The sequence below is a fragment of the Nocardiopsis sp. iso_237 genome (assembly GCF_056173345.1).
The window spans coordinates 89723-106985 of sequence record NZ_CM149669.1; the positions used below are offsets into that span (position 1 = coordinate 89723).

Annotated in this window: 18 protein-coding genes, 1 tRNA gene and 1 pseudogene; 12 read left to right on the top strand and 8 right to left on the bottom strand. The window is 66.9% G+C overall.

Annotation, left to right across the window (positions count from 1 at the left end):
• Nucleotides 1-6: 6 nt before the first annotated feature.
• Nucleotides 7-981, bottom strand: a complete 975-nt coding sequence (locus AC0VYM_RS00390) for an NAD(P)H-quinone oxidoreductase (protein ID WP_475457669.1) — start codon at nucleotides 979-981, stop codon at nucleotides 7-9.
• A gap of 182 nt (nucleotides 982-1163) precedes the next feature.
• On the opposite strand from AC0VYM_RS00390, the gene AC0VYM_RS00395 reads away from it, so the two are divergent.
• From AC0VYM_RS00395 to AC0VYM_RS00405, 3 genes are all read left to right on the top strand, one after another.
• A complete protein-coding gene (locus tag AC0VYM_RS00395) occupies nucleotides 1164-2831 on the top strand; it encodes a MinD/ParA family ATP-binding protein (RefSeq protein ID WP_475457670.1) in 1668 nt (555 codons plus the stop codon).
• Nucleotides 2832-2906: 75 nt separating this feature from the next.
• Complete coding sequence (locus tag AC0VYM_RS00400) at nucleotides 2907-3788, top strand: universal stress protein (RefSeq protein ID WP_475457671.1); 882 nt, start codon at nucleotides 2907-2909, stop codon at nucleotides 3786-3788.
• Nucleotides 3789-3867: 79 nt separating this feature from the next.
• A complete protein-coding gene (locus AC0VYM_RS00405; protein WP_475457672.1) occupies nucleotides 3868-4800 on the top strand; it encodes a universal stress protein in 933 nt (310 codons plus the stop codon).
• Nucleotides 4801-4825: 25 nt separating this feature from the next.
• Here AC0VYM_RS00405 and AC0VYM_RS00410 read toward each other — a convergent pair whose 3' ends face one another.
• From AC0VYM_RS00410 to AC0VYM_RS00420, 3 genes are all read right to left on the bottom strand, one after another.
• Nucleotides 4826-5026 (bottom strand): hypothetical protein, encoded by a 201-nt coding sequence (locus tag AC0VYM_RS00410; RefSeq protein WP_475457673.1) that lies wholly within the window; start codon nucleotides 5024-5026, stop codon nucleotides 4826-4828.
• Nucleotides 5027-5135: 109 nt separating this feature from the next.
• Entirely contained in the window at nucleotides 5136-5348 is a 213-nt protein-coding gene (locus tag AC0VYM_RS00415; RefSeq protein ID WP_475457674.1) for a hypothetical protein, read from the bottom strand.
• A 4-nt stretch (nucleotides 5349-5352) separates the two neighbouring features.
• Nucleotides 5353-5598, bottom strand: a complete 246-nt coding sequence (locus AC0VYM_RS00420) for a hypothetical protein (protein WP_475457675.1) — start codon at nucleotides 5596-5598, stop codon at nucleotides 5353-5355.
• 787 nt (nucleotides 5599-6385) lie between these two features.
• Between AC0VYM_RS00420 and AC0VYM_RS00425 the strand changes: the two genes are divergently transcribed.
• Entirely contained in the window at nucleotides 6386-7708 is a 1323-nt protein-coding gene (locus AC0VYM_RS00425; RefSeq protein WP_475457677.1) for a hypothetical protein, read from the top strand.
• 173 nt (nucleotides 7709-7881) lie between these two features.
• On the opposite strand, the gene AC0VYM_RS00430 is transcribed toward AC0VYM_RS00425, so the two are convergent.
• Nucleotides 7882-8343 (bottom strand): NUDIX hydrolase, encoded by a 462-nt coding sequence (locus tag AC0VYM_RS00430; protein WP_475462893.1) that lies wholly within the window; start codon nucleotides 8341-8343, stop codon nucleotides 7882-7884.
• 24 nt (nucleotides 8344-8367) lie between these two features.
• Here AC0VYM_RS00430 and AC0VYM_RS00435 point away from each other — a divergent pair, with 24 nt between their 5' ends.
• The 6 genes and pseudogenes from AC0VYM_RS00435 (at nucleotide 8368) to AC0VYM_RS00460 (ending at nucleotide 13516) form a co-directional block, all read left to right on the top strand.
• Nucleotides 8368-9147, top strand: coding sequence for a GntR family transcriptional regulator (locus AC0VYM_RS00435; protein ID WP_475457678.1), 780 nt, complete (start codon nucleotides 8368-8370; stop codon nucleotides 9145-9147).
• 684 nt (nucleotides 9148-9831) lie between these two features.
• A pseudogene (locus AC0VYM_RS00440) lies at nucleotides 9832-10176 on the top strand (cell division protein FtsK); the annotation flags it as partial.
• A 229-nt stretch (nucleotides 10177-10405) separates the two neighbouring features.
• A complete protein-coding gene (locus AC0VYM_RS00445) occupies nucleotides 10406-12091 on the top strand; it encodes a replication initiator (protein WP_475457680.1) in 1686 nt (561 codons plus the stop codon).
• Nucleotides 12088-12297, top strand: a complete 210-nt coding sequence (locus tag AC0VYM_RS00450; RefSeq protein WP_475457682.1) for a helix-turn-helix transcriptional regulator — start codon at nucleotides 12088-12090, stop codon at nucleotides 12295-12297. The genes AC0VYM_RS00445 and AC0VYM_RS00450 overlap by 4 nt, the downstream gene beginning before the upstream one ends.
• A gap of 18 nt (nucleotides 12298-12315) precedes the next feature.
• Nucleotides 12316-13098, top strand: coding sequence for a tyrosine-type recombinase/integrase (locus tag AC0VYM_RS00455; protein ID WP_475457684.1), 783 nt, complete (start codon nucleotides 12316-12318; stop codon nucleotides 13096-13098).
• Nucleotides 13085-13516 carry a tyrosine-type recombinase/integrase gene (locus AC0VYM_RS00460; RefSeq protein WP_475457686.1) on the top strand — a complete coding sequence of 144 codons (432 nt, stop codon included), beginning with the start codon at nucleotides 13085-13087 and terminating at the stop codon, nucleotides 13514-13516. The genes AC0VYM_RS00455 and AC0VYM_RS00460 overlap by 14 nt, the downstream gene beginning before the upstream one ends.
• A 154-nt stretch (nucleotides 13517-13670) precedes the next feature.
• Here AC0VYM_RS00460 and AC0VYM_RS00465 read toward each other — a convergent pair.
• A tRNA-Ser gene (locus AC0VYM_RS00465) sits at nucleotides 13671-13759 on the bottom strand.
• A gap of 127 nt (nucleotides 13760-13886) precedes the next feature.
• Here AC0VYM_RS00465 and AC0VYM_RS00470 point away from each other — a divergent pair.
• On the top strand, nucleotides 13887-14345 hold the full coding sequence (locus AC0VYM_RS00470) for a DUF4442 domain-containing protein (protein WP_475462894.1): 459 nt from the start codon (nucleotides 13887-13889) through the stop codon (nucleotides 14343-14345).
• Nucleotides 14346-14414: 69 nt separating this feature from the next.
• Entirely contained in the window at nucleotides 14415-15509 is a 1095-nt protein-coding gene (gene dnaN / locus AC0VYM_RS00475) for a DNA polymerase III subunit beta (RefSeq protein ID WP_475462895.1), read from the top strand.
• A gap of 200 nt (nucleotides 15510-15709) precedes the next feature.
• Here the strand turns inward: dnaN and AC0VYM_RS00480 are convergent, their stop codons facing one another.
• Together AC0VYM_RS00480 and AC0VYM_RS00485 are read right to left on the bottom strand one after the other, a co-directional pair.
• The gene (locus tag AC0VYM_RS00480) at nucleotides 15710-16522 is read right to left on the bottom strand and encodes a DUF2786 domain-containing protein (RefSeq protein WP_475462896.1); all 813 of its coding nucleotides are present in this window, start codon (nucleotides 16520-16522) and stop codon (nucleotides 15710-15712) included.
• Between the two features lie 136 nt (nucleotides 16523-16658).
• A complete protein-coding gene (locus tag AC0VYM_RS00485) occupies nucleotides 16659-17096 on the bottom strand; it encodes a hypothetical protein (protein WP_475462897.1) in 438 nt (145 codons plus the stop codon).
• Nucleotides 17097-17263: the final 167 nt, after the last annotated feature.

Consider the following 17263-nt stretch of genomic DNA (forward strand, 5'->3'; position numbering starts at 1 on the left):
ACGCTGTCAACGGGTGAGAAGGATCTTGCCTGTGTGCGCGCTCGATTCCATCACGCGGTGCGCCTCCGCCGCGTCCTCGATCGGCAGTGCGCGGTCCACGACGGGGCGGATGGTTCCTTCCTCTACCAACGGCCAGACCTGCTCCAGTACTCCCGAGACGATGGTCGCCTTCTCCTGGGCCGGGCGGGAGCGCAGCGTGGTCGCCTGGACCGAGAGGCGTTTGACCAGCATGCGGCCGAGGTCGACCTCGGCCGCGCCGCCGCCCATCAGCCCGATGATCACCAGGCGGCCGTTGGTGGCCAGGGACCGCAGGTTCCCCTCCAGGTAGGAGCCGCCCATGATGTCCAGGATCAGGTCCGCGCCGCCCTCGGCCCGCAGGACCTCGGTGAAGTCCTCGGTCCGGTAGTTCACGGTGATCTCGGCGCCGAGCTCGCGGCAGCGCGCCAGCTTCTCCTCGCTGCCCGCGGTGACCGCCACCCGGGCGCCCAGAGCCTTCGCGAACTGGACGGCGAACGTGCCGACCCCGCTGCCGCCGCCGTGGACGAGGACGGTCTGTCCGGCGCGCAGACCGCCGACCATCACGAGGTTGGACCACACGGTGCAGGCCACCTCGGGCAGCGCCGCCGCGTCGGTCAGACTCACGCCGCGTGGCACGGGCAGGAGCTGGCCGACCGGGACGGCCACCCTCTCCGCGTACCCGCCGCCGGTCAGCAGGGCGCACACCCGGTCCCCGACGGACCAGCCGGTGCCGTCGGTGCCGGGGCCCAGTTCGGCGATGGTGCCCGAGCACTCCAGGCCCGGGTACTCGGAGCCGCCGGGAGGCGGGGGGTAGAAGCCCTGGCGTTGGGACACGTCCGCGCGGTTGACCGCGGTGGCCGCCACGTCCACCAGGACCTCGCCCTCCCGGACGACGGGATCGGGGACCTCGGACCAGGCCAGGACCTCGGGGCCGCCCGGTTCGGTGATTCTGATCGCGTGCATGGGGCCGACAGTACCCAGACTCGGGACGGAAGGGGAGGAGGGTTCCGGGGATCACTCTGTTCAGAGCGCCGGGGAGGATGCTTTTCTGGTGCAGCACGGGTATGAGAACCCCGAGGGCCCCACCCCCGCAACCCGGCGGGACCCTTCCTCCACAGAACACCCCTCGACGCAGGAGAGCCCCGGTGGCACAGCAGGAACAGAACGGGTCGGCAGCCGAGCCGGAGCCGCACGAGCGGACGGACTGGCACGGGACCGACGACTCGGCGGAGGTCGAGGACGCACCGGGTTCGCCCGCGCCCACTCCCAGGGAGCAGTGGTTCGGCGGGTTCGAGGGCGCGGCGCCGCCCCCGCCGCCGTACGCGCGCCTTCCCGAGGACACGCCGCCGCCGACCCCCGGCACGGCCTTCCGGGCACCGGCGCCGGAGGACGACGCGCCGGACGATCCCGCGGAGGAGCCCGGCGACACGGTCCGGCTGTTCCCGGGCGCCCGCGACCGGCGGCCCCGGCCCTCCGGCCCGTGGCAGGAGGAACGCCGACCCCAGCGCCCCCAGCGCCTCGGGGGGCCGACGGAGGAGCGGGACCCGTTGGCGCCGCGCGGGATCCCCGGCGACTCCGACGTGCCCGAACCCGAACAGCTGCCGCCGCTGGAGGCGGAGCGCGCCGAACCCCCGGAGCGGGAGCCTGCGGGGCCCTGGGCCGGTCCCGCCCCGGTCCCGGAGGCCGACTCTCCGAGGGCGGCGAACCCGCAGTGGGGGCCGCCGGGGCTCTGGACGGCGCCGGAACCCCCCGCCCCGCCAGCCTCCCTGACCGGGCCCCGTGACACCGGGCCCCGTGACACCGGGCCTCGCGAAACCGGGCCCGCGGCCCAGCCGTGGAGCGGGAGCCAGGCACCGGCCCGCCTGCCCGCGACCCCCGCCGACCATGGGGAGACCTCCGACTCCCTCAGTGCCGCCACCCTCGTCCGCAACCGTCGCTACGGCCCCACCGGCGGGTGGCGCCGGGCCGTGCACAGCGCCAGCCTCGGCCTGATCAACCCGGGCGAGTCCCCCAAGGTGCTGCGCGAACGCGAACTCGTGGCCCGCGCCAGCACGCCGGTCGCCTCCGGACACCACCGGGTGGCGGTCCTCAGCCTCAAGGGCGGGGTCGGCAAGACCACCACCACGGTCGCCCTGGGCGCGACGCTGGCCTCGCTGCGCGGGGACCGGGTCCTCGCGGTCGACGCCAACCCCGACCGGGGCACGCTCTCGGACAAGGTGCGCCTGGAGACCGCGGCCACCATCCGCGACCTGCTCAACGAACGCCACCTGGTGTCGCGCTACGCGGACATCCGCGGCTTCACCTCCCAGTCGCCCAGCCGACTGGAGATCCTCGCCTCCGACCGCGACCCGGCGGTCTCGGAGGCGTTCAGCGACGCCGACTACCGCGAGGTGGCCCGGATCGTCGAGCACTTCTACTCCATCTGCATCACCGACTGCGGCACGGGACTGCTGCACGCCGCCATGCGCGGGGTGCTCGGCCTGGCCGACCAGGTGGTGCTGGTGAGCTCGGCCTCCGTGGACGGGGCGCGCAGCGCCAGCGCCACCCTCGACTGGCTGGACGCCCACGGGCACGGGGGACTGGTGCGCGGCGCCGCCGTGGTGCTGTCCATGGTCCGCTCCAACAGCAAGAGCAGCGTGGACCTCAACCGGCTGGAGGAGCACTTCGCCGGACGCTGCCGGTCCGTCGTGCGGGTGCCCTGGGACGGTCACCTGGAGGAGGGAGCGGAGGTCGACCTGGAACAGCTCGCCCCCGCGACCAGGGACGCCTATCTGCAACTGGCCGCGAACGTGGGGGAGGCCTTCGCGCGCTGAGAGGACGCGCGGGCCCTCCCTCGCCGGTTTACCGCCGCCCGGTCCCGACAATGGAGGTGAGGGGAAGAGGTGGACATGAACGCACAGGAACGCCCGCCAGCGGTCATCGCGGGGGTGGACGGCTCACCGATCGCGAGAGCGGCGCTGGCCTGGGCGGCGGACACCGCCGCCGGGTACGGGCGGCAGCTGAGGATCGTGCACGGCCTCGGCCTGCCCGTCGTGATGGGGACCATTCCCTCGTCGGAGCGGTACCAGTCCGGCGACGAGGTCCGGGAGGCCGGGCACGCGCTGCTCACCGAGAGCGCCGAGTACGCCCGCGGAGTCCACCCCGAGGTGGACGTGGCCACGGTGATCGCCTCGGAGGACGCCCCGGAGGTCCTGCTCGACGAGGCCCGGCACGGTGACGTCATCGTCGTCGGCTCCCGGGGGCTGGGCGCGGTGCGGGCGATCATGCTCGGCTCGGTGAGCCTGCGCACCTCCTCCCACGCCCCCTGCCCGGTGGTGGTCGTCCCCGAGGCGGCCCCGGAACCGAGGGGCAGGCTGGTGGTCGGGGTGGACGGCTCGGAGTCCTCGCGCCGGGCGCTGCGCTTCGCCCTGGAGCACGCGTTGACCACGGACGCGGAGGTGGTGGTGGTCAACAGCTGGGAGGTGCCGCTACCGGAGGACCGCACCGACGGTCACGAGGAGATGTTCGACCGCCAGTCCGAGGAGGTGGTCGCCGGGGTGCTGGCCGAGGTGATCGACGACCGGACCCAGGCCCTGGAGATCAGCGCGGTCCGGATGCAGGCCGACCCGGTGGACGCCCTCCTGGAGGCCGGTGAGGGCGCGGACCTGATCGTGGTGGGCTCCCGAGGGCGCGGAGGTGTGCGGGGCCTGGTGATGGGCTCCACCAGCCAGGGGGTCCTGAGCCGGGCGCACGGCCCCGTCGCGGTGCTCCCGCCGCACTCCGACGACTGATTCCCTGTGCCGTTCACGTGTGTTCGCGCCCGACTCGGTGATGATGGTGAACAGAGGGAACTCGTCTCTAGGGGGAACCATGTCAAGCAGACACGAACGTCCCGGCAGGGTGGTCGTGGGGGCGGACGGATCGAGCCACTCACGGGCGGCCCTCGAATGGGCGGCGGCCGAGGCCGTGCGCCGGGACGCCGAGCTCCACGTGGTGCACGCGCTGGGGATGCCGCTGATCGTGTCCGCCTACGGCGGGCCGAACCGGTTCGAGCCCACCGACGAGATCTCCGGGCAGGCCACCACGGTCCTCACGGAGGCCGTCGAGCTGATCAGTGAGAAGCAGCCGTCCGCGCGGGTCGAGACGATCACCGCCCTGGAGGAGGCGCCGCTGGCGATGATCCGGGACAGCCACCCCCACGACCTCATCGTGCTGGGCACCCGTGGCCTGGGCGCCTTCGCGTCGATGTTCGTGGGTTCCGTGAGCGTGCGCGTGTCCGCGCAGGCCCCGTGCCCCGTGGTGGTGGTCCCCTCGGACGGCAGGGGCCATCCCGCCACCACGAAGCTGGAGCGGATCGTCGTCGGGGTCGACGGGTCCAACCCCTCCCGACGCGCCCTGGGCCTGGCGGTGGACCTGGCGGCCGAGACCGACGGTGAGCTGGTCGTGGTCAACAGCTGGGAGGTCCCCTACCCGTACGACCCGATCGCGATGACGGCGGCCGGGCACCAGCCGCAGGAGAACATCTTCGAGAAGCAGTCCGAGGAGCTCGTCGCCGAACTCCTGGCCGAGGCCATGGACGAGCAGCGCGAGGACGTGAACATCGAGGTCACCGTGGTGCGGACCCAGGCAGGGCCGGTCGACGCGATCCTGGAGGCCGCCGAGGGGGCCGACGCCATCGTCGTGGGTTCCCGTGGCCGGGGCACCATCCGAGGGCTCCTGCTGGGCTCCGTGAGCCAGGGCGTGCTGCACCACGCGAAGATCCCCGTGGTGGTGCTCCCCAAGCACGCCGACGAGGACGACTAGCGAAGGGGCGGCCCCAGGGCCGCCCCTAGCTCTCCACCTCGGACCTTCGGGAGCCGCCGCTGGCCAGGACCCAGACGCCGCTCACCACGAACGGCGCCAGCATGAAGAAGTAGACGGTCCAGGACCCGCCCAGGCTGGGTACCAGCACGGCCAGGGCACCGGCCGTGAAGACGATCCCGAGGGTGACCCACAGGATCTTCTGTCTGGCTGTTCCGATCGTCCTCACCCCGAACTTCCGTGTGTGTCACCGGTGTCGAACCGGTCACCCTCCGGCATACCGAACCAGAGCCGCCCCAAACCCCCCGGTGGCGATCTGTCGACAAAGCGACAGGTGCCTACCGGTCTTCCTGGCGGTGCGCCCGTCTGGCCACGATCCATCGGGTGACGAGCGGGCCCGCGAGTCCGCCCACCCCACCGGCCACGGCTCCGTAGACCCAGGGGGGCCATGCGGTGAGGAGGCCCAGGGGGACGCCGACGGCGAGCATGGAGACCACCATCGCGATGAACAGGGTGAGCGGCGCCGCCACGGGGGAGTCGGACTCGGCCATCAGGTCATTCCGTTCGCTGGTGTGTGGTCTGATCGGTGCTCGGATTGCCGGTGCCCTCCCCGCGCGCCGGGGACACCGCCCTGTTCACGATGAAGGTGGTCCCGGTGCCGCACAGAGCGCCGACGGTCACTCCCACGACCCAGGTCGGTGGGTCGAACACCCAGTGGACGAGGACGCTGACGGAGACCGCCCCGAACAGGAGCAGCACCATCGATCCCGTGGTCGAGACGGGAAGGACGCGGTCTCTCACTGGCTCTCCTTCTGGCCGGAGACTGGGACAGAAAGATAGCGCGGGAGCGACCCGGTGTCCTGGTCCGGATCCCCCTCGGCGCGGGGGTCCCGGCAACGGCGAAGGCCGGTGGGCTGGTCCCTGCGGACCAGCCCACCGGCCTTCTCTTCTGCGGAGGGTATGGGATTTGAACCCATGAAGCCCCGTTGCACCGGGGGACCCTAACGACCTGTCGACAAAGCGACGAATGGCTTTTTGACCTGCGCTGACGTTTCGAGGGCTTCCCATGGGTTCTGGGGACTTCGCAGAGCCATGTGCACTGAATATGCATCGCTGGGGGTGGGCTCCGGGTGGCCATGATCGAGCAGAGGAAGTCGCGTCGGTTACCCAGGAGGCTGCAACCACGGTTCGGTCCCGCGCGGGTTCTGGCGCGGTCGGCCGAGGCTTCCGCACGTCCGGTGTCGCGCCAGGTTCCGCGTGGGCTCGGGGGGTCCATGGGGGCGCGAGCCCCCTGGTACTGCCAGTGCTCGGCTACGTGCTGCTCACGGATGCTGACAAGGAGCGTTGGGACCTAATCCCCTGACAGATCCCAGTGTCCTGGGTCACCATGGTGTTCTCGGTCAGTTCTGGTCCCCGCTCAGTCTCGGACCTGTCCGAGAGGTGCTTTTGGCGTGCGGCCGCGTGGCCGTGCGCTCGGGACCGGGCGTCAGCCCGCAGCCCGAGCGGAGGCCGCTGGCCACTGCGACGGCGCTCGCGCCGTCACCTTGATTCAATACAGCTTAATTCGGCAATGTATTCACTGGGGAGAATGATGATCGATATCATAACTTGGGGCGAATTTTGTGATATGATGAAGAGATTCTATTACCCTAAAAAGAGGTTTGAAGTAGAAAGAGTTGTTCCTCTTCGCTTCGAATGCGGGGAGGGTGAAATGGAAATATTTAATAACGCAGATGAAAAGGTCTTCAGCTTAACCCGGGAGGAGTATGAGGAGTGCATTCACTCCCTTGGGTTGGTGGGAAGTTCGAACGATAGTGATCTCTTTTGGAAGAGTTCGTGTGAGATACACACAAGGGTGCACTCTCGGTTTGTAGGAGCTGCATCTAGATTGTTCTCAGAAGAGCCTATATCGGACAAAGAAAACGGCTTGGTGTACGAATTTGGGGAGCCGAGTCTGGCTTATCTTTTGTATAAGATAAGTTATTTTGAAAGTAGTGGGCAGCGGCCGAGGTCATTTTTGGATCAGCCTACGGCTTTGCGCATGGGGGCTGCGCGGAGTAAATTGATCGTCCCTGGGGAAAGTAATGTCTACTTTATTCCCCATGGGGGAACTAAGACCTTGCGAATTGCGGCGGATAAAGCTCGTTCGCATGAAGCTTTCTATGACTTTGCGAACTCCTTCTTCTTCCAAATGGCGTATGCTTTTGATGTGGCTGTCATGCCGTCACATGGGTTCGATTACCTGCTGCGTTCAGGGAGGTTCGTCGGGCTTCGCAGAGGTGGATCTGACGCGACGATGGAGGCGCCTCTCAGGTCATACAATAAGATCCTTGTCCATAATTACCAGTTGGCGATTGCAGCAGAGAATCCCTTTCTGGAGTTTGTGTCCTATTATCAGATAATGGAGCATTTCTTTGAGCAAGTGTTCTCTGAACATGTAGTGGATATGGCTAGAGATGAGATATCGAGCCCAGCCTTCTCCTTGAAGCGGAAAACAGATATCCAATCATTGGTCAAAAAAATCGAAAGAGCTGGTCGTCAGCGGCGTGAAGATGGGGGAGGAAATGAGGCCAAGGCCCTCGCTCTAGTATTGGCTAAATATGTAGACCTGGATAAACTGAAAGATGATGTGATGAAAGTCGAAGGTTCTTTGGTCGAATACTATGAAAATTCTATAGTGCCGTTCTCCAAGGGTGCTGTAATTCCTTTTTCGGGAGGCGACAAGAAGAAGATTTTGGATGGAGTGGCGAAGAGAGTCTATGATACAAGGAATGCTCTAGTTCATGCAAAAGAAGGCAGCAAGCCTAGGTTCCTCCCTTTTAGGGATGATGGAGATTTGGCTAGAGAGATACCTTTGGTTAGGCTTATTGCAGAGCAGATTCTGATCGGCGAAGGAGACCTTCTTAGATAGATCTCAGGTTAATGTCGTCAAGTCGAATATAGAAACAGAGGCCCATTTCTCAATTGTCAATGATGTTTAATTTGGCTTAAGTGGGTTTTGTGGAGCCGAATTGTCCAGTGACAGTTCTGGTTCTTGCGGTTGTTGAAGTTCAGGGGTTTGGGATTTTGGTACAAGTTGCCTAATTAATTCTCGCGTTTGATTCGCGTGCCATCATGGCTGCGAATATGGGGTGAGTTCGTCTCAAGCGCATCTAGAAGGCGGGTCGCGTAAACTTCTCTCATCTGCTTCTTGACCTCGTCGGGTGTTAGCCATTCGACGACGGTCGCTTCTGATGTGACCCGCGCTTCGCCTCCGGATGGCTTGCAGCGGAAGACAAGGGCGACGATTCCGCGGGCCATGTTCTTGTAGACGCCCGTGAGCTGTTCCACCTCGACGTGGACGCCGGTTTCTTCCAATACTTCGCGGACAACCCCTTCCTGCGGGGTCTCATCCAACTCCAGGACTCCGCCCGGTGGCTCCCAGTTGCCGTTGTCCCTGCGCTTGATTACCAACATCCGCCCGTCTTCACGGATGACCGCTCCTGCGACGGACACGGAGTGCAGCGGCGTTGACGGCTTGTCTCCGGTGCTGTTACTCATGTACATGAGCATAGGAGGCATAGAAGGACTATGGCGAGCACTGTAGGGGCGCGGTCTGCGAAGCCCCGGTATCTCCAGATCGCGGACGACATCGAAGAGCAGATCAAGGGCGGGGCTCTGGCTCCTGCTGAGGAGATTCCGAGTGAGACCGCACTGATAGAGCGCTACGGAGTCTCGTCGGGCACGGTCCGCAAGGCGGTTGCCCAACTCCGGGCTATCGGGCTCGTGGAGACCCACCAGGGCAAGGGCTCCTTCGTGAAATCGCGCCCTCCGGTGACCCGCAAGTCCTCGGACCGCTTCCGGCGTTCGCACCGACGTGCGGGCAAAGCCGCCTACATCGCGGAGACCGAACAGGCCGGAGTCAAGCCCACCGTCCAGGTGATCTCCATCGGTCCCGTTCTCGCCCCCGCTGGTATCGCTGAGCGCCTGGGCGTGAATGAGGGGGACAAGGTGCTCGCTCGTCGACGGCTCTACTTCTCCGATGGCACACCCACCGAGGAAGCTACGTCCTACCTGCCGTGGGACGTCGCGCGGGACATACCCGAACTCTTCGAGGATAACCCCGGCGGTGGTGGCATCTACGCCCGTCTGGAGGAACACGGGCACGAGTTCGCGGAGTACATCGAGACTGTCCGGGCCCGGCTGGCCACCAAGCAGGAATCGAGTGCACTCGCGCTGAGCCCCGGCGCTCCGGTGATCCACCTGACCCGAAACGCTGTGACAGAGGCCGGGCGCGTGGTGGAGGTCTGCGACACGATCATGGCTGCCGATCAGTTCGTGCTCGACTACAGGATTCCGGCCACCGACTGACGTAGGTGGTCGGGGAAGCTGATCAGGGACTTCGCCAAACAGGGCTGACTCATGTACATGAGTGAGGCACCCTTATGGCACTACTCATATACATGAGTGCATGGGTTGTTCTCATGCATATGGGTTGGGTCTTGGATGAGCGGTGCCTCTCTGCTCAAGCGGTGCGGGTGCCTCCGGTTCACGGGAGCGTGCTTGGTGGATGCAGTCACAGCCTCGAAGAGGTGCAAGTCCTGTCGAGGGCGGGGGTACAAGACCGTCCGTTCACGGCGCCTCGTGGTCGTGCGCTCCGCCGGAACCCAGCAGTCGGCGATGCGCATCGAGCCCTGCACCGCATGTCGGGGAACCGGAACGCATTCCTGAGAACCACTCAAGCCGCACGTGGCTGATTCTTCGCCACGCTGCAAGGCGGTTTATCGACAAGTGACCCCCGCGACGCGGGCAAGGCGTCCGGGGGCGCGGCCAACCTGAGAAAGCAGGCTGACGTGAGCGACCTTATCGCCCTGATTCGGGCTCTGGTGACTCTGATACGACCGAAACCACGGGGAAGGCATCACCGGACTGGACCCCGGGCGGTCCACCTGCCTCCGCCTGCGCGGGTGGAATTGTGGCCCGCGCCGGAACCGATCGTGATGGACAGTGGCGACCCCCGTGCCTACAACCTCTTGCGCGGCCCCTACGCGCACCACCCTGACCTCACAAGGACGCTCGGTGGGGTTCTGCGTGCTGGCCGCGTTGCAGGACCCCCGTAAGGAGGTCATGAACCTGCGCAACCTGTTCCCGGACAAGATCGCCCTGAGGCTGGATGAGGCATCGCAGGTGGACATGGTCCTCGGTGAAGGGGCCAGGGAACGCGGGGCAGAGGCGCACCTGATCGATCCCGCTTTTCCCGGGGTGGCCTACGTCCGCTTGGAGACCTCACCGTCCCCGGTGCGGGTGCGGGCCGCGTTCGTCTCGGATACCGACATCACCGCTATGGCAGACGGCTACGCGGAGGGTTTCTCGCGTTCCTCCGGCGGTGGGGAGGCCTGATGCGTTCGAGACCTCTTCCGCTCAATCCTGTACGTGACAAAGAGCAATACGAGGAAAACGGCGCAGAAGGTCAGGAGCTGCACGATCGCGCTCGGTGGCAGGAAGTCGAACACGAACCCGATGACGCCCCACACGCCGAGGGTGCAGGCGGTGGCCAGGTAGACACCGAACGGTGCCTTGCGTTTCATGGGGTGGGGGCTCCCGCTCTGTGGTCGTGGGGGTGGCGCTGATGCCGACTCCTACCGGTAAGTCCACCCGGGCCGAACGCCTCGCGCAACCCCTGGCCCGTGAGGTGGCCGAACAGGTCGCCGCCGACCACGGGGTGTGCATCCGACCGGTCTCTCTTCGGCGTACCGATATCGGCACTGGGCGGACTGAGGTGATCGACGTCCCGTGCGGGTCCACGCTGGAATCGCGGTGCCCGGCCTGTGCGAAGAGGAAGCGGTCCCTGCGCCGATCCCAGTGTGAAGAGGGCTGGCACCTCGCGGTCGAACCCGTCGTGGAACCCGACCCACCCACAGAACAACAACAAGCGTGGGTGGAGCAGCGGGCCATGGTCACCGCCGAACGCGACCGGCTCGCCGCGACCGGGGGCGCCGCTCCTGAACAGCTCGCAGCCCTGGACGCTGTGATCGCGGACCTGGACGAGGAGATCACCGCTTCCGGCCTACGGGGCTCGGTCACCCGCTCGAAGTCTGCTGAGTCGGGTCCGCGTCGGGTTCGCTCCACCAAGAGGCGTCAGGACGCCCCGGATCTGCCCAAGCGACCCATGACGAGGAAGACCGTCGGGCGGGCCTTCACTGACTCTGCCTCGGGGAAGGTGTTCCGACCTTCCCTGTTCCTGACCCTGACCCTGGACTCCTACGGGCGGGTGCGCTCGGACGGCACCCCGGTGGACTTCTCCACTTACAACTACCGGCGGGCCGCCCGGGACACGTTGCACTTCTCCAAGCTCGTGGACCGGTTCGTGCAGAACCTGCGCCGGGTCGCCGGGTTCGACGTCCAGTACTTCGCGGCCGTGGAGCCGCAGCGCAGGTTGGCCCCGCATCTGCACATGGCCACACGCGGAACCCTGCCCCGGGCTGAGCTGCGCCAGATCGCCGCCGCGACCTACCACCAGGTGTGGTGGCCTTCCGCTGACACGGTTCGTTTCGAAGGGGAGACCCTGCCGGTGTGGGATGCGGACAACGCCACCTACCTCGACCCTGCCACGGGGGAAGTTCTCCCAACTTGGGATGAGGCGCTGGACGAGATCGACGACCAACCAGACCCGGAACCGTTCCACGTGGTGCGGTTCGGAAAGCAGGTCGACGCCAAAGGGGTCGTGGCCGGTACCGAGGACGCCGCCCGGTGCGTGCGCTACCTGGCCAAGTACCTGACCAAGGACATCGCTGACTGCCACGCGGCCGAAACGGTTCGGCAGGAACAGCACGTGGATCGACTCATGGAAGCACTCCGATTCGAGCCGTGCTCTCCCCGTTGCTCGAACTGGCTCCGGTACGGCCTCCAACCCCAAGACCCCAAAGCCGGTCAGCGCCCCGGGTTCTGCCGCTCCAAAGCCCACCGACGCGAACACCTCGGATACGCCGGACGCCGCGTCCTGGTCTCCCGGAAGTGGTCCGGCAAGACCCTGGCCGATCACAAGGCGGACCGGCTGGCTTGGGTCCTGGACGCGCTCGGTGTCGATCCCGCCAACGAGGGCCAGGGCGACGAAAGTAACCCGCGTACCTCGGTGCTGACCTCGGTCAACTCCGGTGACTTCGCCTGGGAACTCGCGGGTCCCACCGATCCGGACGTGGCACCCCGAGAGCAACGCCTGCTGCGGGCCGTGGGTGAAGCGCTCAAACGCCGTTCCCAGCTCGACGCCGCACGGCAGAACGATCTTTCGGCAACCACCGAGACGAGGGCCGCATGAGAACCGCTGGCGCCACTCAAACCGTTCCCCGGCCCCGGACAGACGAGGTGCTGTGGTCGGTCAAGGACACCGCCGCCTACCTCCGCGTGCCTCCCAAGACCCTCTACGAGTGGCGCTACAAGGGCGACGGGCCTCCCTCCCACCGCATCGGCCGGTACGTGCGCTACATGCCCTCTGAGGTCCACGCCTGGGTCCGAACCCGGTAACCCCCAAGGAGACTGACTATGGCCCGTGCCTGGGTCTACGACCGCACCAAGGACAAGGCGTACACCGAAGCCGTACGAAAGGCCAAGGCTGCCAAACGCACCCCTCCCGCCCGGTGGATGGTCCGCTACTACGACCCCTCCGGGAAGATCAAAAGCGCTGGCACCTACAAGAAGAAGCCGGACGCCGAGAAGCGGCAGACCGAGATCGAGAACAGCCTGCACGAAGGCTCTTACCGGGACCCCTCGGCCGCGAAGGTCACCCTTGGGCAGATGGCTGAGAAGTGGCTGAGTACCCGGACTGACATCAAGCGGTCCACCTGGTGGCAGTACCGGGCCGTGCTCGACAACCACGTGCTTCCGCGCTGGGGAGAGCAACCGCTCTCGGCAATCCACGGGGAGGACATCGCCGTGTGGGTGGCCCGGCTTCAGAAGCCGCAGGACGAGGGCGGATCGAACCTCGGGGCCTCACAGACCAGGCACACGCACGTCGTGCTGTCGATGGTGCTCGGCTGGTGCGTGCCCCGGCGCATCCCCTACAACCCGGCCAAGGGTGTTCCGCTGCCCAAGCCCTCCGAGGCCGAACACGTCTACCTCGACCACGTCCAGGTGGAGACTCTGGCCAACGCCGCTGGCGGGCTGCGCACCCAGTACGGGCAGATCGTCTCAAGCGCTCCGGTCAACCGTGCGCTGATCCTGCTGTTGGCCTACACGGGTCTGCGGTTCAACGAGGCTGCTGCCCCTGCGGGTGGGGCGCGTGGACCTGGAGCGGCGTCGGGTGCGGGTGGTGGTGGCCTTCGCTGAAGTGGAGGGTGAACTCATCGAACAGACCCCGAAGTCGGGCAAGCCCCGCACGGTGCCCGTCCCTCCCTCTCTGGTGCCCGAACTACGGCCGCTCCTGGAAGGGCGCGACCCTGACGAACTGGTGTTCACGACTCGTCGGGGTGCGCCGCTGCGCATTCGTAACTGGCGTTACCGGGAGTTCGGCAACGCGGTGAAGGCGGACGGTCTGGCGGGCATGGGGCTCACTCCGCACAAACTCCGGCACACAGCCGCCTCGCTCGCCATCGCCTCCGGGGCGGACGTGAAGGTGGTGCAGTCGATGCTCGGGCACGCCACGGCCACGATGACCCTGGACCGGTACGGGCACCTGTTCCCGGACCGCCTGGACGAGGTCGCCGAAGCAATGGACGTCGCTCGCCTCGCCGCGCTGGCCGCGTGATCCCCCTCCTCGACCGATCCAACGGGGACGACCCCGGATACACCGAAGGCCGGTGGCCTGTGGACCGTGTGCACTGAATGTGCACCGGCCCGGGCCCACCGGCCTTCGCCGTGTTCCGTGGAAGCCTCCCACCTGGGCAAACTTCCGGATTCTGCGGAGGGTATGGGATTTGAACCCATGAAGCCCCGTCAAGGACTTGGTGCTTTTCAAGAGCACTGCACTCGGCCGCTATGCGAACCCTCCCGGGGAGAGGAGCCCTCTCCGCCAGACATGGTAGCCCACGGCGGGGACGGGTTCGCGGGAGTATTCGGGGTCGGCCGGGGGTGGCGCACCGGGGTTACTCGTGAGTAACCTTGGGGGTATGCAGAAAATGGACGCCGAGACGGCGGAGATGGTCAAGTCCGGGTTCCTGGCCTCGGTTCCCTTCGCGCGCACGCTGGGTGTGACCTTCACCGACCTGGACCACGGGCGCGCCGTCATGCGGCTGCCCGACAACGCCGACCACCACAACCACGTGGGCGGCCCGCACGCGGGCGCCATGTTCACTCTGGCCGAGTCGGCCTCGGGAGCCATCGTGATCGGCACCTTCGGGGACCAGCTGGAGCGCGCCGTACCGCTGGCGGTCAGCGCCGAGATCAACTACCTCAAGCTCGCCATGGGCGACGTGACCGCCGAGGCTGCGCTGGGCCGGTCGCGGGAGGACGTCGTCGCCGAGCTGGACGAGGGCAGGCGCCCCGAGTTCCCGGTGGAGATCGAGCTGCGCACCGACGACGGCACCGTGACGGGCCGGATGACCGTGCTGTGGACCCTGCGCCCCAACCGCGGGTAGCCGTCGACTGTCGGTGCCCCTGGGTACGTTGACCGCAGACAACGACCGGGAGGCGCAGTGAGACTACGTGTGGACCGCGACGCGTTCGCGGAGGCGGTCGCCTGGACCGCCAGGGCCCTGCCGACGCGGCACGCGGTCCCCGTGCTCGCCGGGATGCGCCTGGAGGTCTCTCCGGACGGGAACGCCCTGCGTCTGTCCGGCTTCGACTACGAGATCTCCACCCGGGCCTCGGTGGAGGTCCTCTCGGAGGAGCCGGGGGCCGTGCTGGTACCCGGCAGGCTGTTGGCGGAGATCGTCAACAACCTGCCCTCGGGCACCGTGCGCATCGAGACCGACGGCCCCAGGGTGCTCGTCAGCGCCGGTGCCGCCAGGTTCACCCTGATCACCATGCCGCTGGAGGACTACCCCAGCCTGCCCGGGATGCCCGAGCGGATCGGCTCCGTGTCCGCGGACGCGTTCACGGCGGCGGTGCGCCAGGTGACCCCGGCGGCGAGCCGGGACGACACCCTCCCGATGCTCACCGGCGCCTACCTGGACTTCACCGGCGACCGGTTGAGCGTGGTCGCCACGGACCGCTACCGCATCGCGGTCCGCGAACTCCGGTGGAAGCCGGAGGACGCGGGGATCGACGCCGACGCCCTGGTGCCCGCGCGCACCCTGGCCAACACGGTGCGGGGCCTGATCAACCAGAGCGACGTGGACGTCGCCCTCGGGGGCGAGGGCATGATCGGGTTCGAGAACGGCGAGCGCAGGACCACCACCCGGCTGATCGACAGCGACTTCGTCAAGTACGCCTCCTGGTTCCCGACGGAGTTCTCGGCACGGGCCGAGGTACCGGTGGCACCGCTGCTGGAGGCGGTCAAGAGGGTCGCGTTGGTGGCTGACCGAAACACGCCACTCCGGCTCGCCTTCACGGAGGGTGAGGTCGTGTTGGAGGCCGGTTCCGGGGACGACGCCCAGGCCGTGGAGGCCCTGGAGGTCGGCTACGAGGGGGACCCGATCCGGCTCGCGTTCCGGCCCGACTACCTGGCGGACGGGCTCAACGGGGTGGAGACCGACACCGCTCACCTGAACTTCACCGAACCGGTGAAACCCGCGGTGTTCACGGATGCGGCAGAGGAACCCTCGTTCCGCTACCTCGTTCAACCCCTTCGGGTTAGTTGACCAGGTGTTTTGCTGTTCTTGGGAAAGTTCTCCACAGGTTATCCACAGGCTGCTTCCCCAGCCTGTGGATAACCCCGGGTGATCGGCCCCCTCGGGGGCTCGAACGGCCTCTCGAATCGGCTCGAATTTCCTGTGTGACATGGGAAAACGGAGCGCCTGTGGATTTCCTGCACAGCCTGTGGACAACTCGGGGTGAGGGGCTATTCGCCCTCGGCCAGAGTGGACGTCCGTCCGCTGGTCACCGGGGTGTCCAGACCCAGCTCCGCCTGGCGCCCACGGCGGTATCCCGCCCGGTACCCGGCCGCGCTGTGGGTCCGCTCGGGGCGGTGTTTGCGCAACTGTGGGAATTGCTTGTGGAACTCTTCGTTCACCCGGTTCGGGTCGTCCCGTAGAACCAACTCCGCACCGCGCGCCGAACCGTTCTCACCGTTACCCTCTGTGACGCCAGTCTCTGCGTCATGAGCGGCCATTTCCTGGAGTCGCGCCCGGAACTCCCGAATGCGTTCGGCCACGGCCTGACCGTAGGCACGCACGAACGACCGGTAGTAGCGCTTGCGTTCGGTCTCCAGTTCGGAGCGGGTGTAGTTGCGCAGTTCCCGGATGTCGGCCACGTGGGACGAACTCATGAACCTGGCCGAGGCCTCCATCTGCATGGAGATCGACGGCATCAGCATCCGCAGCGCGTCCAGCGCGCTGACCGTTCCCACCAGGATGATGGTCCGGTCGGTGTTCTCGGAGTTGTTCCCGCGCACCGCGGACTGGCATCCGTACGCGGCGGCGATGTCGGCCAGGGCTCTGACCCTGGCCTTGCCGTGGCCACCCACTCCCGGGACGGTGTAGTCCATGCGGCTGATCGCGTCCGGTTCCTCGCCCCTCTCGGCGCGGGCCTCGGCCTCGGCGATCGCGTGGCGGGTCATCAGCTCGGCGGCCTTGGCGGTGAACGCCTGGCTCTCGGCATCAGTGACCGCGGGGTCCTCCGCCATGCGAAGGAGCCCGCGGACCCGCTCGACCATCTTCTGACGAGCAGCTTCAGTCATCGGCGCCGGTTGTCTCCCGTAGGTGAGGTGTGGTCCATCCGCTCCTTGGCGGAAAACATCGAGCCTAGGCCCTTCTGTTCCCCTCCACCATCACGGTGGCGCCCGATCACCCCTACTTCTTGTCGCCGGCGACCATGGCCACGACGCCGATGATGAGCCACAGGGCAAGGCCCACACCGAGACCGGCCCAGAGGCCGCCGAACAGACCGCCGATGATGGCGAAGTCAGTGATCACGGACACGACGTAGCTCACCACGGCGGTGGCGCCACCGCCGAGGATGGCCGGGGCGCTCGCGTAGCGGAACGGGTAGGCGGCGGCCCAGCGGCGGCCACGGCGGTCGCCCTTCTTGCTCAGCACGCCGCCGACCCCGCCGATCAGGGCGAAGAAGAAGATGCCGGTGGTCACGGCGGCCGGGATGCCGGCCAGGCCGAAGTTGGCGAGGAAGGAGAGGGCACCGGCCACGGTGCCGCCGACGACGGACGCCCCCCAAGGCCAGATCATCGTCGCCGAGGCGACGGGAGTGAATGCGTTACCGCGCTCCAGCGTCATGTTCACAGCTCCAGTCGAATCGCGTGGCGCCCACTCGTCGCAGGGCCGTCCCCCTCAGCATGCGGGGCCAGGGGCGGTCCGCACATCAGGGCCCGTCCCTGACTTACCCCCGAGGCGGTGATCTGGCACCTGGCACGCGGAGGAAAGCCGACACGAATCATCCCAGA